Here is a 24,535-nt window from a genome sequence, read left to right on the forward strand (position 1 = left end):
CCACGACTCATGACCACTAATAAGCCCAAAGGACCGGACGCTTCCTCCGGGGAAACAGGCCTGCGCAAAGGACTGACCAACTATGGCGACCTTGGGTTCTCGCTGTTCCTGCGCAAGGCGTTTATCAAGGGCTCGGGCTATACCGATGCAGCACTCGACCGCCCGGTGATCGGTATCGCCGATACCGGCAGCGCATTCAACCCGTGCCATGGCAACATGCCGCAGCTGATCGAAGCGGTGAAGCGCGGCATCATGCTCGCCGGCGGGCTGCCGATGGAATTCCCGACCATCTCCATCCACGAGAGCTTTGCCGCGCCGACCAGCATGTATCTGCGCAACCTGATGTCGATGGATACGGAGGAAATGATCCGCGCCCAGCCGATGGATGCGGTGGTGCTGATCGGCGGCTGCGACAAGACCGTGCCGGCGCAGCTGATGGGCGCGGCCTCTGCCGGCGTGCCCGCGATCCAACTGGTCACCGGCGCGATGCTGACGGGTTCGCACCGCAGCGAACGGGTGGGTGCCTGCACCGACTGCCGCCGCTATTGGGGCAAGTTCCGCGCCGGGGAAATCGACGCGGAGGAAGCCTCGCAGGTCAACAACCAGTTGGTGGCCAGCGTCGGCACCTGCTCGGTGATGGGCACCGCCAGCACCATGGCCTGCCTGGCCGAAGCGATGGGCATGAGCCTTCCAGGCAGCGCCACGCCGCCGGCCGTGACCGCCGACCGCATCCGCATTGCCGAAGAGACCGGCGCACGCGCCGTGGCGATGGCACACGAGGGCCTGACCATCGACAGCATCCTGACGCCGGCCGCGTTCGAGAATGCCATGCGCGTACTGCTGGCCATCGGCGGCTCGACCAACGGCATCGTGCACCTGGCGGCCATTGCGGGCCGCATGGGCCTGGATATCGATATGCAGGCGCTTGATCGCATGGGCCGCGAAACCCCGGTGCTGCTCGACCTGAAGCCGAACGGCCAGCACTATATGGAGGACTTCCACAAAGCCGGCGGGATGGCCACCTTGCTGCGTGAACTGCGCCCGCTGCTGCGCCTCGATGCGCTGACCGTCACGGGGCGCACGCTGGGCGAGGAGATAGACAATGCCGGCCCGGGCTTCGCGCAAGATGTGGTGCGCAGCTTCGACAACCCGATCTACCCGCAAGGCGGCATCGCCGTGCTCGCCGGCAACCTGGCGCCTGGCGGCGCCATCATCAAGCAATCCGCGGCGACCGCGGAGCTGATGGAGCATGAGGGGCGCGTGGTGGTGTTCGAGAACGCGCAGGACCTGATCGAGCGCATCGACCTGGACCACCTCGACGTGAGCGCCAATGACATCCTGGTGCTGAAGAACATCGGCCCCAAGGGCGCGCCCGGCATGCCCGAGGCCGGCTATATCCCGATCCCGCGCAAGCTGGCGCGGGCCGGTGTCAAGGACATGGTGCGGATTTCCGACGGGCGCATGAGCGGCACCGCGTTCGGTACGGTGGTGCTGCATGTGACCCCCGAAGCCGCCGTGGGCGGGCCGCTGGCGCTGGTGCAGACTGGCGACCGCATCCGCCTGAGCGTGAGCCGCCGCGAGCTGGCCCTGCTGGTATCGGACGAGGAACTGGCGCGCCGCCGCGCGGCCGCCCCCGTGGTTGAGCCGAGCGCGCCGCGCGGCTACCTGAAGTTGTTCCTGCAGACCGTGACGCAGGCCGACCAGGGCGTCGACTTCGACTTCCTGCGCGCGCCCGAAACGCGCGGCAAGGCACCTGAGTAAGAAGGGGGTGGACATGATAAGCGATACACGTGAGCCCGTGCTGCGCATCGGCGTCTTCGAAGCTGCGCAGCAAGACGCGATCGACGCCGCATTCCGCTGCGTCTCCGAGGCCGAGATTGCGGCTGACGGCGCCTTGCGCAGCGCGGTGCGCGCTATCGTCACGCGCAGCAATTTCCAGGTGCCCGCGGCGGTGATTGACCGCCTGCCTGCGTTGCGGGTGATTGCGACTTCCGGCGTGGGCTACGACGGCATCCCCGTCGCCCATGCCGCCAGGCGCGGCATCGTGGTCACCAACACGCCCGGGGTGCTGGACGCGGCCGTCTGCGAACTCGGCATCGGCCTGTTGCTGGCGCTGCTGCGTCGGATTCCCGCCGCCGACCGCCATGTGCGCGGCGGCGCCTGGCGCGAGGACGACTTCCCGCTCACCACCAGCCTGGCCGGCAAGCGCGTCGGCATCGTCGGGCTCGGCCGGATCGGCATGGGCATTGCGCAGCGGCTGATGCCCTTCGGCGTGGAACTGGCCTATAGCGGCACGCAGCGCGCAAGCTTGCCATACCGCTATTGCGAGAGCCCCATCGCGCTGGCTGAGTCGGTCGACATCCTGATCCTCACCTGCCGTGCGACCGAACAGAATCGCCACCTGGTCGATGCCGCGTTACTGGCTGCGCTGGGGCCGGACGGCTACTTGCTCAACCTGGCACGCGGCAGCGTGGTTGACGAGGCGGCACTATGCGAGGCCCTGCAAGCCGGCACGATCCGGGGCGCGGCGCTCGATGTGTTCGAGTCCGAGCCGCTGGCCGATTCGCCGCTGACCGCGCTGCCCAACGTGTTGCTGTCTCCGCACGCGGGTACGGCCACCCGGGAAACGCGCGCGGTGATGCTGCGGCTGATGCTGGATAACGTGCAAGCCGTGCTGGCAGGGCGAGCGGCGCTGACCCCGGTGGCGGTGGCGTGAGGACCGGCCCTGGCCCGGCAGCTCAATCGAGTGCGCGACAAACGTAATTCGTCAATCCAGGCGTTTCAAGTTATTCAAGCGAGGTATTCATGCAATTAGGAATCGAAGGCAAGGTAGGACTGGTGCTGGGCGGCGGCGGCGGCCTGGGCAGCGCCATCGCGCTGGCGCTGGCGGCGGAGGGTGTGAAGGTCGTGGTCGCCGATGTCAATGAGGAAGCGGCAAGCCGCACCGCGGCCACGATCGCCGCGAAGGGCGGCACGGCGCTTGCGCGCACCTGGGATCTGGCGGACCTGGCGTCGATCGAGACCCATGTCGCCGCCATCGAGGCCCAGTTTGGCCAGGTCGATATCCTGGTCAACAATACCGGTGGCCCGCCGCCCACGACTGCGTTTGGCCAGGAGACGGCACTGTGGCGCAAGCACTTCGAAAGCATGGTGCTGTCGGTGATCGCGATCACCGACCGGGTGCTGCCCGGCATGCGGGCCAGGCAGTGGGGGCGCATCGTCACCAGTACCTCGTCCGGCGTGGTCGCGCCGATTCCGAACCTGGGCATTTCCAATGCGCTGCGCCTGTCGCTGGTGGGCTGGTCCAAGACCCTGGCGCGTGAAGTTGGCCGAGACGGCGTGACGGTCAATATCGTGCTGCCAGGGCGCATCGCCACCGACCGCATCCGCTTCCTGGATGAAGCCAAGGCCGGCCGAGAGCAGCGCCCGGTGGAGGAGGTGTCGGCCGAAAGCACCGCCGCCATTGCGGTGGGCCGCTACGGCCGCCCGGAGGAATATGCCGATGCGGTGGCATTCCTGGCCAGCGACCGCGCCGGCTATATCACCGGCTCCACCATTCGCATCGACGGTGGCCTTATCCAGAGTATCTGAGGCCGAGGCGCAGGAACTGCCGCCCGCGCCTCGGCAAGACCGAACCCGCCCCATCACCTGCTATCGCCGGAGAGACAAAGATGCTATTGACCGCTTACGCCAAGGGTGTCTTCCCCATCGCGCCCACGCCATTCCTGGACGACGGATCGATCGACGTGAGTTCGATCGATCGTTTGATGGACTTCTATCTCGGCTGCGGCGCGACCGGCGTGACCGTGCTCGGCCAACTCGGCGAAGCGCCCAAGCTCGAGCACGCCGAGTCGATCGACGTGGCCGCGCGCATGATCCGGCGCGCGGGCAGGCTGCCGGTGGTGGTCGGGGTCTCGGCGCCGGGTTTCGCCAGCATGCGCGCGCTGACGCGCGAGGTGATGGACCTGGGTGCGGCCGGCGTCATGATCGCGCCGCCCAACACGCTGCGCACCGACGACCAGATCGTCGGTTACTACCGGCAGGCGGTAGACGCGATCGGCGCCGACGTGCCGTTCGTGCTGCAGGACTATCCGCTGACGTTCTCGGTGCAGATGACGCCTGGCGTGATCCACCGCATCGTCGGCGAGTTGCCCTCGTGCGTCATGCTCAAGCACGAAGACTGGCCCGGCCTGGAAAAGATCTCCGCCCTGCGCGCCTTCGAGAAGGACGGCTCAATGCGGCACATCTCCATCCTTTGTGGGAATAACGGGCTGTTCCTTGACTACGAAATGGAGCGCGGCGCCGATGGCGCCAATACCGGCTACTGCTTCCCCGATATGCTCTGCGACGTGGTGCGCTTGTCAGCCCAGGGTGAGCGCGAGGCCGCGCACGATCTCTTCGATGCCCACCTGCCGCTGCTGCGCTATGAGCAGCAGCCCGGCGCCGGCCTGGCCGTGCGCAAGTACGTGATGATGCGCCGTGGGCTCCTCACCTGCGCGGCGCAGCGCAAGCCAGCGGCGGCCATGTCGGCGACGGCCCGGCACGAAGTGGAGCACCTGCTGCGGCGTCTGGCAAAGCATGACCCGCGCGCGGCACTGGCAGATTAAACCCCAAATCAAGTTCAATAAGGAAACATCATGGCGACCACATCGCTTCCCCTCGACGAAAGTGTGATCAAGGCTCTGCAAGGCGTGACGACCGCAACCCTCACCACCGTGCTGCTCAAGCATGGCCTGCGCAACGTCTGGCTGCGCGGCACGCGGCCGCTGTCACCCGGTCAGCCGCGCCTGGTCGGCCGCGCTTTTACCTTGCGCTTCGTGCCCGCTCGCGAAGACCTGGCGACGCCGGCCTCCTGGGGCTCGCCGATTTCCACGCGTGCGGCCATCGAGGACATGCCGGCCGGCTGCATCGCGGTGGTGGGCGCGCTGGGTGTGACCGATGCAGGCATCTTCGGCGATATCCTGTGCGCGCGCCTGCGCAAGCGCGGCGTGGCCGGGCTGGTGACCGACGGTGTGGTGCGCGATGTGGCTGGGGTCCTGGGTACGGGATTGCCGGTGTGGTGCCAGGGCGCAGCGGCACCAGCTTCGGTCGCCGGTCTCACCTTCGTCGGCTGGCAGGAGCCCATCGACTGCGGCGGCGTTGCGGTGTTCCCCAACGATGTCATCGTGGTGGACCAGGACGGCGCGGTGCTGATTCCCGCCGCCATGCTTGACGAAGTGATTGCTGCGTCAGTGGAACAGGAGCGCCTGGAGGGCTGGATCATGCAGGAAGTGGAGCGCGGCATGCCGTTGCCCGGCTTGTATCCGCCCAACGATGAGAACAAGGCGCGGTACAAGGCCTGGACGGAAGGCGAAGGCGCGGACCGCTAAACGCTCCGGGCGCCCACGCGCGCGCGCCGTCATTGCGGCGGCCGCGCGGTCAGCTTCCCCGTGCACGTCGCGAGGCCATGCCGAACGCCAGGAATGCCTGCGACAGTGCGGCGTGCGCTCCGTGTGGCGACCACAGGAATCCCACCTTGCGCACCGGCGCCCGCCCGGGCAGCGGGATCCGCGCCACCTTCAGGCCCTCGGGCCACGGCGGCGTCCAGTCTGGCACCAGCGAGACGCCGATGCCCTGGTGGACCATGGTGGCGATGGCATTGAGCGCATCGATCTCCAATCGTTCCTGCGGCATGATGTTGTGCTCCTGCAAGTAGCGGTCTGCCACCATGCCCCCCCACACGCCGCGGTCATAGCGAATGAAAGGCTCGCTGGCGAGCAGGTCATGCGCGCCGCGGCCGGCCATGGCCTGCGATGCCAGCACGATGAACGGCTCTTCAACCAGCACTTGCCAGGCGAATGCCTTGGGAATCGTGAACTGCGGTGCCACAATGATGCCAGCGTCCAGCTCACCCGAGACGATGCGCCGGTACAGGTGTGAAGATGCGCCTGGCTCCACGAAAATCTTCAGCTGCGGATGCGCCGTGTAGAGCCCTTCCAGTATCGGCGGCAACAGGCCGGTCAACGAGGAAGTCGACACGCCAAGCCGCAGTTCTCCCACCAGGGTGTCGTCATGCGCCACCGCGCTCAGGTCGCGCACGTCGCGCACCACCGCGCGCGCCTTGGGCAGGATCCGCAAGCCACCCTGGGTCGGCAGCACCGTGCGGCCCGCGCGCTGAACCAGCGGAGTATCCAGCGCGTCCTCCGGCGCCTGGACCCGCGCCGCAATCGCGGCTGCCGTGAGGCCCAGGCGACGCGCAGCTTCCGCGAAGGAACCGTACTCGACCACGGCGACGAAGCTCTGCAGGTAGCGGGTGTCCATAACAAAAAAATTCTATTGATTGAACAAGGCGGTCAATGCTGTTTTTGCATTCTGCCAGTTCCTAAAATTTGTCTCAAATCAAATCAGGAATCCCCAGGGGACGACGCGGCCTGAGTCGATAACAGGAGCATCGGGCCATCCGTGGAAAAAGAGCCGCGATGGGCCAGTGCTGAAAACAGGACATAACAACCAGGAGACAGCCATGCCCACCATTCCCTTTCCCCGCCGGCGCAACGACGAGCGCCGCCGCATTGTGCTTTGCGCAGCGATTGCCGGTATCGTCGCGACACTCTGCGCCTCGCCTTCAGGCGCGGCCGACGCCTATCCGGCCAAGACTATCCGCATCGTGGTGGGTTTCGCCCCTGGCGGCGGCGCCGACATCGTGGCCCGCCAGCTTGGCACCCAGCTCACCAGGCAAACGGGCCAGACTGTGATCGTCGATAACCGGCCCGGCGCCACCGGCACCATTGCGGCGGCCAACCTGGCCCAGTCGGCCGCCGACGGCTATTCGACCATGCTGGCGTCGCAGTCGACCATGGTCATCGCGCCGAGCATGTATGCAAAGCTGCCCTTCGATCCGCTAAAAGACTTCATGCCGGTGACGCAAGTGGTGTCGATGCCGCTGGTGATGGTGGTGCATCCGTCGGTGCCGGCCAGTACGGCGCAGGACGTGATCGCGCTCGCGCGCGCCGGCAAGCTGAGCAGCTATGCCTCGTCGGGCCCTGGCGGCCCGCAGCACATTGCCGGTGCGCTGTTCGACTCGATGAGCGGCATCAGCCTGACGCACGTGCCTTACAAGGGTGAGTCGGCGGCGCTGACCGACGTGATGGCAGGCACAGTGCCGGTGATGTTTGCCAACGTGCCGGTGGCTGCGCCGTTCATCAAGAGCGGCAAGCTCAAGGCAATCGCGGTGTCCAGTCTCGCGCGCGCCCAGGCGCTGCCGCAGGTGCCGACGCTGTCGGAGGCGGGGCTGAACCGCTTCGAGGTGCTGACATGGTATGGCCTGTTCGTGCCTGCCAAGACGCCAAAGGCTATTGCCAGCAAGATCAGCGACGAGGTCAGCGTAGCCCTGAAGGATCCGGGGCTGCGCGCCAAGTTCGCCGAGCAGGGCCTCACTACCCTCGGCACGAGCCCCGAACAGTTTGGCAAGTTCATGGCCACGGAAGTCCCGAAGTGGGCCAGCGTGGTGAAGAGCGCCGGCATCCAGCCCGAGTGAGCGGCGCCTGACCTTTATCCGATTCCGCAATCCAGGAAACCGTATGGAAACCCAGAAGAAGAGCATCATCGGACCTTGCATCCGCCTGCATCCTGCGGACAACGTGTTGGTAGCCCGTATGAACGTGGCCATCGGCGCGCAAGTGCCGGGGGAGACCTGGGGCGTGCGCAGCCAGGTGCTCGCCGGCCACAAGATCGCCGCCCGCTTTATCAAGGCCGGTGAGCCGATCCTGAAGTACAACGTCTGCATCGGCTTTGCCGCGGCCGATATCCAGCCGGGCAGCTACGTGCATTCGCACAACGTCAGCTTCCAGGAGTACGAGCGGGACTACGCCTTCGGCCGCGACTACCAGTCCGTGGTCCCGGTCGAAGCCGGCCGGCAGGCGAGCTTCGACGGTATCGTGCGCGCCGACGGCCGGGTGGGCACTCGCAACTATCTCGGCATCCTCTCCACGGTGAATTGCTCGGCCACCGTCGTACGCAAGATCGCGGAGTGGTTCACGCCGGAGCGGCTGGCAGACTTCCCCAACGTCGATGGCGTGGTGGCGTTCAGTCACTCGCTGGGCTGCGGCATGGAGATGACCGGCGAGCCGATGGATCTGCTGCGCCGGACCATGGCCGGCTATGCGCGCCACGCCAACCTGGGCGCCGCGCTGATCGTGGGGCTGGGCTGCGAACGCAACCAGCTCAACGGCCTGCTCGACACGCAGTCTCTGGAACCTGGCCCCATGCTGCGTACCTTCGTCATGCAGGAAAGCGGCGGCACGCGCAAGACCATTGAGGCCGGCATTGCCGCGGTCATGGAATTGCTACCGCAGGTCAATCGCGTGGAGCGCCGTCCGGTGCCGGCCAGCCACCTGATGGTGGGCCTGCAGTGCGGCGGCTCGGACGGGTTCTCGTCCATCACCGCCAATCCGGCGCTGGGCGCGGCCGTGGATCTGCTGGTGCGCCACGGCGGCACCGCCATCCTGTCGGAGACGCCGGAAATCTACGGGGTGGAGCACACGCTGACGCGCCGTGCCGCCAGCCGCGCCGTCGGCGAAAAGCTGCTGGAACGCGTGCGCTGGTGGAAGGAGGACTATTCCGTCGGACGTGATGTGCAGATCAACGGCGCCGTCAGCCCGGGCAACCAGATGGGCGGCCTGGCCAACATCTTCGAAAAGTCACTGGGCTCGTCGATGAAAGGCGGCACCGGTCCGCTGATGGACGTGTACCGTTACGCCGAGCCGGTCACGCAGCACGGGCTGGTATTCATGGACACGCCGGGCTACGACCCGGTTTCGGCCACCGGCCAGATCGCCGGCGGCGCCAACCTGATCGCCTTCACCACCGGACGCGGCTCGATGTTCGGCGCCAAGCCTGTCCCCAGCCTCAAGCTGGCCACCAATTCGCCGATGTATCGCCGGCTGGAGGAAGACATGGACCTGAATTGCGGCACGATTCTCGACGGCGAGAAAACCATTGAGCAGGTCGGCGAAGAGATCTTCCAGTTGATGCTGCGTACCGCTTCGGGCAAAGCGTCGAAGAGCGAACTGCTTGGGCTCGGGGACAACGAATTCGTGCCTTGGCATATCGGCATCATGAGCTGATTTCCGGTATACGGGAACAGCCAGAAGGAAAGTACGTCATGTGGCAACCAAGTGCACGATACCCCGATCCTCGCATCCAGGTTCTGGATCCGGAGTTCGAGAAATACCGGATCGCCTACGCCGCCGTGGAGCAGATCGCAACTGGATTCCGCTGGGCGGAAGGGCCAGTGTGGTTCGGCGATGGCCGCTTTTTGTTGTGGAGCGACATTCCGAATAACCGGATGATGAAGTGGGAAGAGGAGACTGGCGCGGTCAGCGTGTACCGGCAACCGTCTGGCTACGCCAATGGCAACACACGGGACCGGCAAGGGCGGTTGATCACGTGCGAGCACGGCGGGCGCCGCGTTGTGCGCACCGAATATGACGGCGGCCTCACGGTGCTGGTCGACAGCTTTGAGGGGAAGCGCCTCAATTCGCCCAACGACGTCGTCGTCAAATCCGACGGCTCCATCTGGTTCACCGATCCGCCCATGGGAATCCAGGGCAATTACGAAGGTCGCGCAGCGACCCCGGAACTGCCGCATTCGGTCTACCGGATCGACGCCGGCTCGGGCTCGCCGACCGTCATGACAACGGAACTGAAGGGGCCTAACGGCTTGTGTTTCTCGGCCGACGAGCGCATCTTGTACGTCATCGAGTCGCGCGGAACGCCGGGGCGCAAGATCTGGGCCTATGACGTTGTCGACAGTGGCACGCGTATCGCCAACGGAAGAATCCTGCTTGATGCGGGCGCAGGAACCCTCGACGGTATGCGCTGCGATATTCACGGAAACCTCTGGTGTGGCTGGGGCATGGGCAGCGACGATCTTGACGGCGTCATGTGCGTGTCGCCCGAGGGAAAACTGATCGGTCGCATCGCACTTCCGGAACGCTGTGCCAATCTCTGTTTTGGCGGACCAATGCGCAATCGCCTCTTTATGGCTTCTTCCCAGTCGATCTATGCCTTGTATGTGAACACGCAAGGCGCCGTCGGCGGCTGAATCTCAGTCTTGCCGTACTCACTTTTTCTTCCTGTTTGGCTGCTCGGAGAGCTCAGTCATTTAATTTGCAATTAACGTTTGTAATTGTGCTTATAAATAGTATAGGTTTTTGGAGGCAATGATGTCTGGAAAGTATCGATATGTAGTGGCCGGCTTACTATTCTCGGCCGGCATGATCAACTACATGGATCGCGCAGCGCTGGGTGTCGTTGCCCCGATTATTAGCAAAGAGCTGGACATTTCCCCGTCGGAGCTCGGCATTGTTTTTAGCAGCTTCTTTTTTGGCTACTCCATCTTTGCTTTTGTCGGCGGACATCTTGCCGACCGCTATGGGCCCAAGCGCGTCTTTTCCTGGGCGATGGGCGGCTGGTCACTGGTGTGTGGACTCACCGCCAGCGTGACCGGCTTCACGAGCCTGCTGCTGACGCGTGCGTTATTTGGTTTCGGGGAAGGGCCGATGAATTCGACCACCAACCGGACCATTACCAATTGGTTCCCGCGCAGTGAAACTGGCCGGATGATCGGATTTTCCTTCTCGGGGCAAACACTGGGCAGTGCCATCGCCGGCCCGATTGTGGGACTGGTGGCAATCGCTTTCGGGTGGCGTATTTCCTTTGTCGTGATTGCGCTGATTGGCTTGATCTGGATCGTGTTCTGGCGTTTTTTCGTTACCGATAGCCCGGTACAGAACCGCCGAGTGGGCGCGGACGAATTGCGTCTGATCGAAGAGAGCCGCAGTGCCGCGCACCCAGCCGATGACGGCGACCGCGGGACGACGCTGCGCGAGCATCTGTTCAAGCCCAGTGTACTGGCGCTGGGCACCGGCTTGTTTGCCGTGAACTACACACTGTTCATTTTCGTATCGTGGCTGCCGAGCTATTTCACCAATGCCCTGCACCTCGACCTGAAACAGATGAGCATGCTGAGCACGATTCCCTGGGCGTGCGGCGCAATCGGCTATTTCGGTGGCGGCCTCGTTGGCGATTTCATCTACAAGCGCATGAAGAATCCACTGAATGCACGCAAGCTCTCTGCGGTCGTGCCGCTTGCCTTGTCCGCAGTCGCCATGCTCGTAGTGAGTTTCGCTACTCAGACAGCGACGGCAGTGGCTCTGGTCGCGGCTGCAGTGCTGTTCCTGACCGCCGCCTCGCAGTCTTGCTGGGCCCTGATGCACGAACTCGTTCCGGGCAAGCATCTGGGCGGCGTCAGTGGCTTTGTGCACCTCATGGGCAATATCTCCGGCATCATCGGCCCGACCGTAACCGGCTTCGCGGTTCAGTACTTCGGCGGCTACGGCAGCGCCTTCGCGCTTGGCGCAACCATTGACCTGGTGGGCGTACTGGCCATGGTGTTCGTGATCAATGGCCAGGCCACACAGAGCCAACCGGCGGTGAGCAGGTCCGCTGCATAGCTTGCGTTCACCGCTGCCTCAGCAAGGATGGCGGCGGTCCATTCTTCTCGTCAGAGGTGTCGGCTTGCGCAAGCAGGCCGACCACACACTATTTAGGATAAGTACATGAAGCGGATTTTGATTACTGGCGCTGCCGGTCACATCGGCCGTGCGCTGCGCAAAGGGTTGCAAGGGCATTACGAGCTGATACGGCTTGCCGATGTCGCATCCCAGGCGCCTGCTGCTGCCGGCGAGGAAGTCGTGACGGCTGATATCACTGACATCGAACAGCTTGCACAAGCCATGCAGGGAATCGATTGTGTCGTTCACCTGGCCGGCATTCCCGATGAGGACACATGGGACCGTATTCGCCGCCTGAACATTGAAGGCTGCTACAACGTGTTCGAGGCGGCCCGCATGGCTGGCGTCAAACGCGTGATTTTTGCCAGCTCGAATCATGCTGTTGGCTTTCATCGCCGTGACCGGATGATCGACAACGAAGTCATGCCGCGACCGGACAGCCGCTATGGCCTGTCCAAAGTCTTTGGCGAAGCGCTTGGCCGTCTCTATGCTGACAAGTATGGCCTGTCAGTGGCGTGTCTGCGTATCGGGTCATTCCGTCCAGACGACCAGCCCACTGTGGAACGCCACCTTTTCTCATGGATCAGTCATCGAGACATGGTGCAGTTGACGCGCCGGGCGATCGATGCGCCGAAGTACCACTTCCTGATCGCATATGGCGTGTCCGCCAATGCCAGAAATCGTTGGGACAACGCCAACGTACGCTTTCTTGGCTATGTACCCGAGGATGATGCGGAGCGATACGGAGATAGCGTCCTGGAATCCGGTGTCCACGAGGATGAGCGCGAAGCTCTGTTCCATGGCGGTTTTGGTTGTCTTGTCGAATTTTCGGGACGGCTTGAGGATATCGATTGAGCCCCGTTGATGATGGGGCGGGAGTCAAGCTCATCCCGCCCGCTGCCGCAGTGTAGTTCTCGCTCACGCACGATCGTCGCGACCTGCGGCTTTATCCCCGGCATCGCGACCGAACCCACGCTGAAGCCCGGGTGCTATCAGGGCGCCCTGCTCTGCGCCGACGCCAATGAAAAGCACCAGCCACGGCAGCGGACGGCCAACTCGACGGCAGGACACTGCACGCGGGGGGCGCCAGTGCGGGCCGGCGAGAAATGGGTCGTCACTAAATGGATGCGGCAGCGGCGTTTCGTGCCCGCCGGCGGCAAGGACCGTGTGTCCGACTACAGCATCGCGGAATGCAAGTGATGCGGATTGTCGAGCGTCTCCGCGATGATCCGCAGCGACTCCTCGATCTCATCACGCTCGCCCGGGCCGCCCAGGCAGACACGAATTGCATCGGGCGGGTTGCCGTCGGTCGAGAAGGCGGCGGCCGACACCGCGCCGATGCCGCGCGAGCGCAGGTGCAGCGCCAGTTCCGACGGGCTCCACGCTGAAGCCGCCGGGATCGGCAGCCACAGGTGAAAGCCCTCCGGGTCCGCGTCATAGGCCAGGCCCTCGAGCACATGGCGCGCAATCAGCTGCCGCGCCGCGCTTTCGGCGCGGATGGCCTTAAGCATGTCGTCCACCATTCCGTCCTGGATCCATGCGGTGGCGAGCAGGGTGTTGATGGGGCTCGCCATCACCGTAGTTGCCCGCAGGGTGCCAGCCAGGCGCTGCGCCTGCCGGGCCGTGGGGGCGTGCAGGAATGCGATCCGCAGCCCGGCGCCCAGGCATTTGGACAAGCCGGTGACGTAATACGTGAGTTCCGGGGCGAGCGCGGCAAACGTCTGTGGTGCCCGCAGCGGCAGCATGCCGTAGGCATCGTCCTCGATGATCGGCACGCTGTAGCGCAGCGCGACTTCGGCGAGCTGCTCGCGGCGTGCCTGCGGCATGGTGCGCGTGCTCGGGTTCTGGATGGTCGGGTTGCAATAGAGCGCCGCTGGCTTCTGTGCCTTGCACATGGCTTCGAAGGCGTGGGCGAACGGGCCATCTTCGTCGCCGGGCAGCGCCTGTAGCTGGATATTGAGCTGCGCTGCGATGGCCTTGATGCCGGGGTAGGCCAGCGTGTCGGCACAGATGGTCTGCGCCGGGCGCGCGAGCTGCGACAGCAGTGCGACCAGCGCGCTGTGGATGCCGGGCGTGACCAGCACGGTATCCGCGCTGCATGCCGGCACCCAGCGGCGCAGCCATTTCGCGGCGACCGAGCGATCGGCCGGGGTTCCGCCGAAGTCCTGGTAGCGCAGCAGCGTGTAGGGATCGGCAGCCTCCAGCAGTTGCGCCATGGCGGCGCGAAGCCGCGCTGTCATCGCGGGCGGCTCCGGCGGCATGTTCATGGTCATCTCCGCACCCGTGCCGCCGCGCAGCGGCATCGCAGGCGCACGTCCGCGCACGTAAGTGCCGCTTCCTGTCTTGGTGTCGATTAATCCCCGCTTCCTCGCTTCGCTGTAGCCGCGCGCCACGGTGGTGTAGTTCAGTTGCAGCGCTTCGGCCAGGTCGCGCAGCGGCGGCAGCCGGTCGCGCGCGCGCAGCTGGCCGTCGGCCAGTGCCTCCTCGATCAGGTCCGGAATCAGTAGATAGGCCGGCTTGGCACTGCCGGCGATACGTTTTACCCAATGGCTGGTCAGGTTGGACACCGTGGTCTCCCGCTGCGCGATGCGATGGCATTCAGTGCCCTGAGGGTAGCACCCGAATGATCGCTCGCCAAGCCGCTCAAGTGATTGCATCTGAGGTTCTCAATGATGGTGCGATATCTGCGCAGATGCACCACCCGTGCGCACCAGGCGGCTTGTTTCCGTTCAAAAACGTGCATTGTGGCGCAGCCGTCATGGCGTGCACTGTGCGCCTCTGGTGGCATCCGTAGTCGACGCCGTTGCGATCATTGGGCCGATCATTTGGTCGGCTTCGACTTGATTGGAGATTGATCGCATGACTGCGGGCATTGCGTGGCACATCGGTTGCGGATGTTGGTGCGTTCGGCCTGGCGCCGGACGGTCGATCGACATGGGATCGATCGACCACACTGCCCCATCAACGCAACGGAGAGAAGCATGCCTGCTGTCACCAAACCGGCCCACAAGAAGGGCGATTTCCTGGTCGACTATGAAGAGAAGGTATTCGAGGACGTAAAGGCAGAAGCTGGTGAGAAGGCGCTGGTGACCTTCCACACCGTCGCCTTCGAAGGCTCGATCGGCTTCGTCAACATGCTGCAGGCCACGCGCCTGCTGCGCAAGGGCTTTGAGACTTCGATCCTGCTGTACGGCCCCGGCGTCAACCTTGGCGTTCAGCGCGGCTTCCCGACGCTTGGCGACGAGGCATTCCCCGGCCATATGAACTTCAACAAGCAGCTCACCAAGTTCATGGAGGAGGGCGGCAAGGTCTACGCCTGCCGCTTCGCCCTGCAGGCCCTGTACGGCCATGGCGAGGCTTCGCTGATCGAGGGCATCCGCCCGATCAATCCGCTCGATGTGCTCGACCTCAAGCTGCTGCATCGCAAGGAGAACGCGCTGATCATCGACACCTGGACGGTCTGAGCAAAAGGGCAGGTGCCACCATGTCACAGAAACGCATTGTGCGCGCGGCCGCGGTCCAGATCGCGCCCGACCTCGAGAGCGGCGAAGGCACGCTGGCCAAGGTCTGCGACGCGATCGACGAGGCCGCCGGGAAAGGCGTGCAGTTGATCGTCTTCCCGGAGACTTTCGTGCCGTACTACCCGTACTTCTCCTTCGTACGGCCGCCGGTGCACTCCGGCAGCGACCACATGCGGCTGTACGAGCAGGCCGTGGTGGTGCCCGGCCCGGTCACCGATGCCGTCGCCGGGCGCGCACGCCGGCACGGCATGGTCGTGGTGCTCGGCGTGAACGAGCGCGACCACGGCAGCCTGTACAACACGCAGCTTATCTTCGACACCGAGGGCAACCTCGCGGTGAAGCGCCGCAAGATCACGCCCACTTTCCACGAACGGATGATCTGGGGGCAGGGCGATGCGGCCGGCCTGAAGGTCGCGGACACCGCGATCGGCCGCGTCGGCGCGCTGGCGTGCTGGGAGCACTACAACCCGCTGGCCCGCTATGCGCTGATGACCCAGCACGAGGAAATCCACTGCAGCCAGTTCCCGGGCTCGCTGGTCGGGCCGATCTTTGCCGAGCAGATCGAAGTCACGATCCGGCATCACGCGCTGGAATCCGGCTGCTTCGTCGTCAACGCCACCGGCTGGCTGACCGAAGAGCAGATTGCCTCCGTGACTGCGGATCCCGCGCTGCAGAAGGCGCTGCGCGGCGGCTGCAACACCGCAATCATCTCGCCGGAGGGGCAGCACCTGGCGCCGCCGCTGCGCGAGGGCGAGGGCATGGTCATCGCCGACCTCGATATGTCGCTCATCACCAAGCGCAAGCGAATGATGGATTCGGTGGGCCACTACGCGCGCCCGGAACTGCTAAGCCTGGCCATCAATGAGCGGCCGGCGGTGACGGCAGTGCCGATGGCAGGCGCCTTCTCCAACTTCCATGGGAGCATCCGCGATGACATCCAGCGCGACCGTGCCGGCTTCGAGCCGGCAATTGATGACTGAGTTGCAGTCCGTCGGACTGCGCCTGCAAGACCCAAATGCCGGCGCGGCGAGCCGGCGCGGCGGGGCGGGTCCGTCCGACCACAAGGCGGTCACTATCGACGGCGTGACCATCATGGTGCCGGTGCATACCAGCACCGCGTGGCACTCGCCGTTCGTGGCGCAGGCCCCCGACGGAACGGGGCGCAGCGCACTCATGCGCGGAACCATCCCGATTGCCAGCATCAGCTTTCCGAAGGCGCCGCGTTTCTATGCGCTGCAGACCCTGGAGGGCATTCCGTACTCGCATATCGCCACGCTGCATGGCGCCGACGTGCTGGCCACGACCGTCCTGCAGACCTGCATCCGGTATGAGAGCCGCAAGAAGACCTGCAAGTTCTGCTCGATCGGCCAGTCGCTGGCGGCAGGCCGTACGGTGGCGCGCAAGACGCCCGAGCAACTGGCCGAAGTGGCGCGCGCCGCGGTGCTGCTAGATGGCGTCAGGCATATGGTGCTGACCACCGGCACGCCGCCGACGCCGGACCGGGGCGCGGCTGTTCTTTGCGAGAGCGCCTTCGCCATCAAGGCCGCGGTCGACCTGCCGATCCAGGCGCAATGCGAGCCGCCCGACGACGACCGCTGGTTTGAGCGCATGAAGGCCGCCGGCATCGACACGCTCGGCATGCACCTCGAGGTCGTCACGCCGGCGGTGCGCGAGCGCATCATGCCCGGCAAAGCGTCGGTGCCGCTGAGCCGCTACATGGAAGCCTTCAAGGCTGCCGTTGCCGTGTTCGGCAGGGGGCAGGTCAGCACATACATCCTCGCGGGACTCGGCGACACCGCGGAAGCCATCCTGTCGATCTCGCGCGCGCTGATCGAACTCGGCGTGTATCCGTTCGTGGTGCCTTTCGTGCCGATCTCCGGCACGCCGCTGGAGGACCACCCGGCTCCTTCGCCGGCCTTCATGCAGTCGATCTTGCAGCCGCTCGGCGCCATGCTGAGCGCCGCCGGCATGCGCTCGTCCGATATCAAGGCGGGTTGCGGCAAGTGCGGCGCGTGCTCGTCGCTGGCTACCTACGAGCGCGAGGCGGCACTGGCGACCGACGGAGCGACTTCATGAAAAACGATCTCTGCGTCGAGGTGCGAGGCATCCCGATGTTCCGGATCCGCTGGGCGGAGCAGGCCTGGGAGGCGGAGCAGGCCTATCGCCTGCGCCAGGCCGTGTTCTGCGAGGAGCAGGGGATCTTCGCGGGCGACGACCGGGACGCGGTGGACGATGTGGCGCAACTGCTGGTGGCGGTGTGCTGCGAGCCCGAGTTGCCGGAGCATCCCGGGACCGTGGTCGGCACCGTGCGCATCCACGAAAGCGAGCCGGGCGTGTGGTTCGGCTCGCGGCTTGCGGTGGATGCGGCATACCGCAGCCAGGGCAAGATCGGTGCGACGCTGATCCGCCTGGCGGTGAACAGCGCCCACGCGATCGGCTGCCGGCGCTTCCTCGCGCACGTGCAGAGCCAGAACGTGCCCTTGTTCAGGCGCTTGCATTGGCACGTCCTGGCAGAGGAGACACTGCTCGGGCGGCCTCACCACCTGATGCAGGCAGACCTGAACCATTACCCGCCTTGCCATACCCCGCATGCGGGACTGATCATCGAAGGCAGGGCCGTGCGATGAACCTCTGCGATCTGGTACGCACCTTGCGCAGCAGCCGCGGTTTTGCGCATAAGACCGATATCCCAGCGATGCTGTCGCCGCTCGGCGCCGCGGCCGCCGGACGCAGCGCGGCCATGGCCGTGGACGTCGGCGACGACTGCGCGGCATGGCGGGATGGCGACGGCTACCTGCTGTTCGCCATCGAAGGACTGGTCAGCGATTTCATCCGCACGATGCCGTGGTTCGCCGGCTACAGCGCGGTCATGGTGAACGTCAGCGATATCTATGCGATGGGCGGCAGGCCGACGGCCGTGGTCGATGCGCTATGGAGCCATGGCGCCGCCGACGCCGCCGAGGTGCTCAAGGGCATGGCCGCGGCGTCGGCCGCCTATGGCGTGCCGATCGTCGGCGGTCACAGCAACGCACGCAGCGAGCAAAGCCAGCTTGCCGTGGCCATCCTCGGCCGTGCGCGCAAGCTGCTGTCGAGTTTCGCCGCGCGTCCCGGCCAGCGCCTGTTGATGGCGGTGGACCTGCGCGGCGCGTTCGCGGAGCCGTACCCCTTCTGGAACGCCTCGACTGGCGCACCGGGCGAACGACTGCGCGCGGATCTCGAGCTCTTGCCCGTGCTGGCCGAAGACGGCCTTTGCGCCGCAGCCAAGGACATCAGCATGGCGGGTGCGCTGGGCACCGCGCTGATGCTGCTCGAATGCTCCGGGGTGGGCGCCAGTATCGCGCTGGAGCGAATTCCCCGGCCCGATGGCGTGCCGATCGAGCGATGGCTGACGGCGTTCCCCAGCTATGGCTTCCTGCTGGCTGTCGATGACAGCGATGCGCAGGCGGTCGAACGCCGCTTCCTCGATCGCGGCATTGCCTGCGCCCAGATCGGCGTCATTGATGATTCCCGTGTCGCCACGCTCACGTACGCCGGCGAACGGGCCACGTTGTGGGACTTCCGCGAGGCGGGGTTCATCCTGCCGACGCGCCTGGCCACGCCGATCGATTCGCCAACCTGAGAACTGCCATGCCGGTTACCCATTTCCGCATCCGCTGGCCTGACCAGACCGAGATGGCCTGCTATTCCCCATCCTCCATCGTCACGGAGCATTTTATCGCCGGGACGGCGTATCCGCTGGACGAGTTCGTGGAGCGCGCGCGTACCGCGCTGGGCGCCGCATCCGAGCGGGTGCGTGCCCGGTATGGCTACGCCTGCTCGTCCGCGATGGACCAGCTCCGCATCCTGGAAATCGCCGCGCAGCGGTTCCGGGGCCAGGACGGCGCCACCGTCCGGTTTCTCGGCTTTGGCAGCTAGCCGTTCTTCAAATTCCTCGCCTCAAAGGATCCAACATGTCCCACGTCATCAACACCAATCCGGGCCACGCCGCAGAGCCCAGGCACTACAGCGTCATCATTGTCGGCGGCGGCCAGGCCGGACTATCGATGAGCTACTTACTGAAACAGGCCGGCATCGACCATCTGCTCATCGAGAAGCACACCATCACGCACACCTGGCGCACGCAACGCTGGGATGCGTTCTGCCTGGTGACGCCGAACTGGCAATGCGCGCTGCCGGGCTACCCTTACCAGGGTGACGATCCGCATGGCTTCATGAAGAAGGACGAGATCACGGCCTATCTCGATGGCTTTATCCGGACGGTCGGCGCGCCGGTGCTCGAGCACACCGAGGTGCGGCAAGTGAAGGCGCGCGCGCAGGGGGGATTTTCCGTGGTGACGAGCCAGGGTGCATTCACCGCGGACCAGGTGGTGGTGGCCTCGGGCGGCTATCACACGCCGATCGTGCCGCGCATGGCCGAGCGCCTGCCGGCGTCGATCCGGCAGCTGCAATCGTCTGAGTACCGGAATCCCGAGTCGCTGCCCGAGGGTGCGGTGCTCGTGGTCGGCTCCGGCCAGTCGGGCGCGCAGATTGCCGAAGACCTGCACCTGGCCGGGCGCAAGGTGTATCTGGCCGTCGGCGAGGCGCCGCGTTGCGCGCGCTTCTATCGCGGGCGGGACGTCGTGGACTGGCTTGCGGACATGAAGTACTACGATCTGCCGGTCACCGAGCACCCGCTGCGCGAGGGTGTTCGCGACAACACCAATCACTATGTCACCGGCCGCGACGGCGGGCGCGATATCGACCTGCGCAGGTTTGCCACCGAGGGCATGGAGCTATACGGCGTGCTCGACGACTACCTCGACGGCCAACTGCGATTTGCGCCGGACCTGCGTCGCAACCTGGACGATGCCGATGCGACTTACAATCGCATCAACGCGAGCATCGACAAGTTCATCGCGGAGCGAGGCATCGAGGCGCCGCCACCGACCGTCTATGCGCCCGTGTGGACGCCGCCGGCCGAGCGCACCGGGCTCGATCCCCAGGCGGCCGGCATTGGTTCGATTATCTGGTGCATCGGCTTCCGACCGGATTTCAGCTGGCTCGAAGTGCCGGTGTTCAACGGCCGCGGTTATCCGGGCCACGAACGCGGAGTGACCACCCATGCCGGGCTCTATTTCCTCGGGCTGCCCTGGCTGCACACGTGGGGATCGGGGCGATTCTCCGGCATTGCGCGCGACGCCGAATACCTGGCCGCCCTGATCGCCGCAGGCCGGGGCGACACCGCGCTGGCCGCCTGACATGGAAGCCGTCGTCTCGCGCCATGTCGCCGGCATGCCCCAGTTGGCATACACCGGCCTCTCAGAAAACTGGCTGCTGAAGACCTGCGGCGACCTGCACTGGCGCCTGCTGGCAGCCGGCGTCGGCCTGGCGGTGCCCGACTTCCGGGATGCCGAGGGCAATCCGGTGTATGCGGCGTTCACCGCGATCCGCGTGCGCGACGCCGCGCCGCAAACGATCGGCGAGCACGCCGAGTTCAGCATCGGCTCGCGCATCGTGCCAGCGGGTGGCGTGAAGCACCTCAGCGAACATGCCGTCGACATGCAGGAGGACCGCCGCGCCAGCGTGACGATGCTGTCCACCTTCATCCGCCGCACGCGGGAGCGGGACAACCGCTCGGTCGTGCGCACCATGCCGACCGTGGCCGCGCAGTGGGCCGGCGCCGGCCCGTCGGCGCAGGCGGCGGAGCTGTCGCTGCTGGCACGGCGTTTTCGCAGCGGGGATTGGGGCACGCATCTCGGGCTCGATCAGGCCCGGCATCGCGTCTGCCACGCCGCCGAGTACCTGCCGTGTCCCTGCGACGACTTCAACGGCGCCGACCTGCTGTATTTCGCCAGCTTCCAGGCCATGGTCGATCGGGCGGAATGGCAATGGCGCCGCGACGCTGATCCGCCCACGGTGTTCGCGCGGGACCTGTTCTTCCATGGCAACGTCAATGTCGGCGAGTCGCTGGAGCTGACCTTTTCCGCGCTGCGCGAGGACGAGGCGGGATTGACGCACTGGTGCGAGATCCGGCGCAGCCGCGACGGCGAGAAGATCGCCGATGTGGTCACGCAGAAACGCTGGAGGCAACGTTGACATCTCCCCTCCCTAAAGAGAAGGGATTCCCTCTGCAGGCGATCGATGTCCCGTTCGGGCAAGGATATTCAGCGCAGCGTTCACATCGCGATCATGTACAGCACCGCATTCACTGCATACCCACTGCCTTATTCCAAGGTCTGCGATACCTTTCGGCCTCTCCGGCGGCATCGCGTCGCACGAAGAGCAGACCTGGGTGGTGAAGCGTTCGTCGACTTCCTCATACCACGCGCCATGCGCAATCGCCTTGTACGCGAGCATTGTACGGAAGGACGACCAGCCCGCATCGAGGACGGACTTCGCCATGCTGGTCCTGGCGAGGCCGGCGGCGTTCACATTACCCACCGCGATATAGTCGAAGTCCCGCACGATGCGATGCGAGAGCTTGTGCAGGAAGTCGCGCCGCGCATTGGCGATGCGCGCGTGGAGGTTCGTGGCCTGCCGCCGCTTGCGCGCACGCTGCGCCTTGGCAAGGGCTTGCTCGAGTTGGCCAAGGTGACGCGGATTCTCGACCTTCTCGCCCGTGGAGAGCGTTGCAAGTTCCTTCAAGCCCAGGTCGATGCCGACGCCGCGCGCCGGGGAGCGGGCCTGGGTGTCGGCAACTTCAATCACGATGTTCAGGAACCAGTTGCCTCGCGCGTCGCGGGAGAAATTCGTGCGGTCCTTGATCTTGCCTTCGGGAAGGGGGCGGGAGTTGAAAACGCGAAACGTATTGCCGGCAAAGCGGAACGCATGGCCAGAACGCTTGAGATCTCGCCCCTTGAGCGGCACCCAGCCGAGGGACCTGCGGCCGCGATAGCGCAGGTACGGCCGGCGGTGCTGGCTACGCGACTTGGCGTACTGCTCGCAAACCGCGTTGACGGTACCCGAATGGATGCCAAGCTCCCTGCTGCTGCCGGTCGTCAGCACGTTCAGAACGAAACCTGTGGGCCATTTCTTGCCCCACTTGAGTGCGTGCTTCTGCGTGTCGTTGCAGAAGCTCCAGACGTAGTTCACCGCGCGCCTCTGCTGATTGAGCAGGCCGTTCAGCGACTTCACCCGGTAGCGATAGACGAGAAGCATGCCGGTCATTCTATTGGGGTTGCTTGCTGCCGGCGGCACTCCTTTCACACCCCGCCCTGAAGGGCGAGGCTTCTTGGAGCAAGTCTGATGAACGCGAAACTGGACGACCCGGCAGGCGCCCTGCAGCTAAAGCCGGTCTACGGGCCCGACGATCTGACCGGCCTTGGCCACCTGGACGGCATGCCCGGCGAGGCCCCGTTCGTTCGCGGCCCCTATCCCAGCATGTACCGCGGCAGGCCATGGACCATCCGCCAGTACGGGGGATACGGCGACGCCGCAACGTCGAACCTCGCCTATCGCGAGGCCCTGAAGCAGGGCGCGCAGGGCTTGTCGGTGGCCTTCGACCTGCCGACCCATCGCGGCTACGATTCCGACGACCCTCAGGCGCAGGCCGATGTCGGCATGGCCGGCGTGGCCATCGACTCGGTCGAAGATATGCGGCGCCTGTTCGAAGGCATTGCGCTGGACCGCGTGTCGGTATCGATGACCATGAGTGGTGCGGTGCTCCCCGTGCTGGCAGCGTTCCTTGTCGCGGCCGAGGAATCGGGCGTCCCGTTCGAACAACTGCGCGGCACCATCCAGAACGACATCCTCAAGGAGTTCATGGTCCGGCACACCTGGATCCATGCGCCGCAGCCGTCGCTGCGCATCGCCACCGACGTGGTCGAATGGCTGGCCGCGCATGCGCCGAAGTTCAACGGCATGTCGATCTCGGGCTATCACTTCCAGGAAGCGGGCGCCGATCCGGTGCTGGAACTGGCGCTGACACTGGCCAATGCCAGGACCTATGTCGGCCTGCTGCGCGAGCGCGGCCTTGATGTCGACGCGTTCTGCGGCGGACTAAGCTTCTTCTTCGGCGTCGGCAAGCCATTCTTCGTCGAGATCGCCAAGCTGCGCGCCGCGCGGCTCCTGTGGCACGGCATCGTGTGCGAACTGGGTGGCACCAGCGCGCGCGCCACCGCCATGCGCATGCATTGCCAGACTTCGGGCTGGACCCTCGCCGCCCAGCAGCCGCTCAACAATATCGCTCGCACCACGATCGAGGCAATGGCGGCGATCTTCGGCGGTACGCAGTCGCTGCATACCAACGGCTTTGACGAGGCGCTGGCATTGCCGGGCGCGCAGGCCTCGCGGGTGGCTCGCGATACGCAACTGATCCTCCAGCATGAATTTGGCCTGTGCGAGGTGGCGGACCCATGGGCGGGCTCCTACCTGATCGAGTCGCTGACCGGCCGCATGGTGACGGAGGTTCGCGCGGTGCTGGCGCACATCGAGGCCCAGGGTGGCATCGTTGCGGCCCTCGAATCCGGCTGGGTGCAGCGGCGCATCCACCAGAATGCGCTGCGGACACAAGCACGGTTCGATGCCAACGAGGAAGTGGTGGTGGGCGTCAACCGCTACCGCGAACCCGACGACGACGGCCAGCAATGTCTGGAGATCGATGGTACCCAGGTGCGCGTGCAACAGGCACGCCGCCTCGTCGCGCTGCGCGGCCGCCGCGATGACGCTGCGGCCCGGCACGCGCTGGCGGCGTTGGCCGAGGCGGCCAGGCGGGGCGAGCGCAACCTGCTCGCCTGTGCGATCGATGCCATGCGTTGCCGCGCCACGGTGGGGGAATGTACCCGGGCACTGCTCCAGGTCTGGCCGCGCCATACTGTCCGGTCGTCCTACGACGCAGCGCTGTACGGCTCGGCTCGCGCCGGCAGCGCGGAATGGCTGGCGGCCTGCGAGTGCGTCAGTGCGCTGCGCGAGCGGCTCGGCCGCGCGCCCCGGATCCTCGTGGCCAAGCTCGGCCAGGACGGCCACGATCGCGGTGCGAAGGCGGTGGCGGCCGGGCTGGCCGATGCCGGGTTCGTGGTCGAACTGTCACCGCTGTTCCAGTCCGCCGAGGCAGTTGCGTCTTCTGCTTGCGATGGCGACTTCGATACGATCGGCATCTCCACGCTGGGCGGCGCGCACCTGGAGCTGCTGCCGGCCTTGCTACACGCCTTGCGGCAGCGCGCGCTGGATGTACCGGTCTTTGTCGGTGGCATTGTTCCGGCAGGCCACAGGCGCTTGCTGCGCCAGTGCGGCGTGCAGGGGATCTTCGGACCGGGCACGCCGATGGAAACAATGGTGAGCACCATCGTGGCTGCGCTCACGTTGTCAAGGATGGACCGAGCCGAAATTCAACGCGCAGACGGGGCTGCAGCCTAAGGCAATAGTCAGCATGACTCTCCTGGGGGCAAGAGGGCTGGCCCGCCGCGAGGAATCAAACGCGGGTTAGCATGACTGCCAGAGCCGCATGGTGTGGACAGTGCCACACCCGGCGATTTCCAGCGC

Annotated in this window: 22 protein-coding genes; 19 read left to right on the plus strand and 3 right to left on the minus strand. The window is 65.5% G+C overall.

The features are described 5' to 3' along the window. Positions 1-9 precede the first annotated feature (9 nt). The 5 genes from DN412_RS23935 to DN412_RS23955 all read left to right on the plus strand — a co-directional run bounded on the left by DN412_RS23935 (position 10) and on the right by DN412_RS23955 (position 5,369). On the plus strand, positions 10-1,761 hold the full coding sequence (locus DN412_RS23935) for an IlvD/Edd family dehydratase (RefSeq protein WP_115213854.1): 1,752 nt from the start codon (positions 10-12) through the stop codon (positions 1,759-1,761). A gap of 13 nt (positions 1,762-1,774) precedes the next feature. Further along, positions 1,775-2,716, plus strand: a complete 942-nt coding sequence (locus DN412_RS23940; protein WP_115213855.1) for an NAD(P)-dependent oxidoreductase — start codon at positions 1,775-1,777, stop codon at positions 2,714-2,716. Positions 2,717-2,805: 89 nt separating this feature from the next. Then, entirely contained in the window at positions 2,806-3,591 is a 786-nt protein-coding gene (locus DN412_RS23945) for an SDR family oxidoreductase (protein WP_115213856.1), read from the plus strand. 80 nt (positions 3,592-3,671) lie between these two features. Continuing rightward, entirely contained in the window at positions 3,672-4,607 is a 936-nt protein-coding gene (locus tag DN412_RS23950) for a dihydrodipicolinate synthase family protein (protein WP_115213857.1), read from the plus strand. Positions 4,608-4,637: 30 nt separating this feature from the next. Then, positions 4,638-5,369: a ribonuclease activity regulator RraA gene (locus DN412_RS23955; protein WP_115213858.1), complete on the plus strand. Its 732-nt coding sequence runs from the start codon at positions 4,638-4,640 to the stop codon at positions 5,367-5,369. Between the two features lie 49 nt (positions 5,370-5,418). On the opposite strand, the gene DN412_RS23960 is transcribed toward DN412_RS23955, so the two are convergent. After that, positions 5,419-6,300, minus strand: a complete 882-nt coding sequence (locus tag DN412_RS23960) for a LysR family transcriptional regulator (protein ID WP_115213859.1) — start codon at positions 6,298-6,300, stop codon at positions 5,419-5,421. Between the two features lie 202 nt (positions 6,301-6,502). Here DN412_RS23960 and DN412_RS23965 point away from each other — a divergent pair, with 202 nt between their 5' ends. From DN412_RS23965 to DN412_RS23985, 5 genes are all read left to right on the plus strand, one after another. Then, entirely contained in the window at positions 6,503-7,516 is a 1,014-nt protein-coding gene (locus DN412_RS23965; RefSeq protein ID WP_115213860.1) for a Bug family tripartite tricarboxylate transporter substrate binding protein, read from the plus strand. A gap of 43 nt (positions 7,517-7,559) precedes the next feature. Then, positions 7,560-9,104, plus strand: coding sequence for a UxaA family hydrolase (locus DN412_RS23970; RefSeq protein ID WP_115213861.1), 1,545 nt, complete (start codon positions 7,560-7,562; stop codon positions 9,102-9,104). Positions 9,105-9,142: 38 nt separating this feature from the next. Next, positions 9,143-10,084 (plus strand): SMP-30/gluconolactonase/LRE family protein, encoded by a 942-nt coding sequence (locus tag DN412_RS23975; RefSeq protein WP_115213862.1) that lies wholly within the window; start codon positions 9,143-9,145, stop codon positions 10,082-10,084. A gap of 118 nt (positions 10,085-10,202) precedes the next feature. Next, positions 10,203-11,495, plus strand: a complete 1,293-nt coding sequence (locus DN412_RS23980) for an MFS transporter (protein ID WP_115213863.1) — start codon at positions 10,203-10,205, stop codon at positions 11,493-11,495. Positions 11,496-11,600: 105 nt separating this feature from the next. Continuing rightward, the gene (locus DN412_RS23985) at positions 11,601-12,410 is read left to right on the plus strand and encodes an NAD-dependent epimerase/dehydratase family protein (RefSeq protein WP_115213864.1); all 810 of its coding nucleotides are present in this window, start codon (positions 11,601-11,603) and stop codon (positions 12,408-12,410) included. Positions 12,411-12,730: 320 nt separating this feature from the next. Here the strand turns inward: DN412_RS23985 and DN412_RS23995 are convergent, their stop codons facing one another. Then, the gene (locus DN412_RS23995) at positions 12,731-14,122 is read right to left on the minus strand and encodes an aminotransferase-like domain-containing protein (protein ID WP_115213877.1); all 1,392 of its coding nucleotides are present in this window, start codon (positions 14,120-14,122) and stop codon (positions 12,731-12,733) included. Positions 14,123-14,536: 414 nt separating this feature from the next. Between DN412_RS23995 and DN412_RS24000 the strand changes: the two genes are divergently transcribed. From DN412_RS24000 to DN412_RS24035, 8 genes are read left to right on the plus strand one after another with little or no spacing between them, the layout of a single operon-like run. Further along, a complete protein-coding gene (locus DN412_RS24000; protein WP_115213866.1) occupies positions 14,537-15,019 on the plus strand; it encodes an MSMEG_0572/Sll0783 family nitrogen starvation response protein in 483 nt (160 codons plus the stop codon). 20 nt (positions 15,020-15,039) lie between these two features. Next, entirely contained in the window at positions 15,040-16,056 is a 1,017-nt protein-coding gene (locus tag DN412_RS24005) for a Nit6803 family nitrilase (protein WP_115213867.1), read from the plus strand. Further along, complete coding sequence (locus DN412_RS24010) at positions 16,049-17,152, plus strand: MSMEG_0568 family radical SAM protein (protein WP_208647648.1); 1,104 nt, start codon at positions 16,049-16,051, stop codon at positions 17,150-17,152. Before DN412_RS24005 ends, DN412_RS24010 begins: the two co-directional genes overlap by 8 nt. Beyond that, the gene (locus DN412_RS24015; RefSeq protein WP_115213869.1) at positions 17,149-17,703 is read left to right on the plus strand and encodes an MSMEG_0567/Sll0786 family nitrogen starvation N-acetyltransferase; all 555 of its coding nucleotides are present in this window, start codon (positions 17,149-17,151) and stop codon (positions 17,701-17,703) included. Before DN412_RS24010 ends, DN412_RS24015 begins: the two co-directional genes overlap by 4 nt. After that, positions 17,700-18,695, plus strand: coding sequence for a sll0787 family AIR synthase-like protein (locus DN412_RS24020; protein ID WP_115213870.1), 996 nt, complete (start codon positions 17,700-17,702; stop codon positions 18,693-18,695). Before DN412_RS24015 ends, DN412_RS24020 begins: the two co-directional genes overlap by 4 nt. A gap of 8 nt (positions 18,696-18,703) precedes the next feature. After that, complete coding sequence (locus tag DN412_RS24025; RefSeq protein ID WP_115213871.1) at positions 18,704-18,991, plus strand: MSMEG_0570 family nitrogen starvation response protein; 288 nt, start codon at positions 18,704-18,706, stop codon at positions 18,989-18,991. 35 nt (positions 18,992-19,026) lie between these two features. Next, positions 19,027-20,313, plus strand: a complete 1,287-nt coding sequence (locus DN412_RS24030) for an MSMEG_0569 family flavin-dependent oxidoreductase (RefSeq protein ID WP_115213872.1) — start codon at positions 19,027-19,029, stop codon at positions 20,311-20,313. Position 20,314: 1 nt separating this feature from the next. After that, the gene (locus DN412_RS24035; RefSeq protein WP_115213873.1) at positions 20,315-21,151 is read left to right on the plus strand and encodes a Pnap_2097 family protein; all 837 of its coding nucleotides are present in this window, start codon (positions 20,315-20,317) and stop codon (positions 21,149-21,151) included. A gap of 12 nt (positions 21,152-21,163) precedes the next feature. Here the strand turns inward: DN412_RS24035 and DN412_RS24040 are convergent, their stop codons facing one another. Next, on the minus strand, positions 21,164-22,213 hold the full coding sequence (locus DN412_RS24040) for an RNA-guided endonuclease InsQ/TnpB family protein (protein WP_115213878.1): 1,050 nt from the start codon (positions 22,211-22,213) through the stop codon (positions 21,164-21,166). An 87-nt stretch (positions 22,214-22,300) separates the two neighbouring features. Here DN412_RS24040 and scpA point away from each other — a divergent pair, with 87 nt between their 5' ends. Continuing rightward, positions 22,301-24,409 carry a methylmalonyl-CoA mutase gene (gene scpA, locus DN412_RS24045; RefSeq protein WP_115213874.1) on the plus strand — a complete coding sequence of 703 codons (2,109 nt, stop codon included), beginning with the start codon at positions 22,301-22,303 and terminating at the stop codon, positions 24,407-24,409. Positions 24,410-24,535: the final 126 nt, after the last annotated feature.

Origin of the sequence: Cupriavidus lacunae (assembly GCF_003353055.1) — a bacterium.
Classification (GTDB): Bacteria; Pseudomonadota; Gammaproteobacteria; order Burkholderiales; family Burkholderiaceae; genus Cupriavidus; species Cupriavidus lacunae.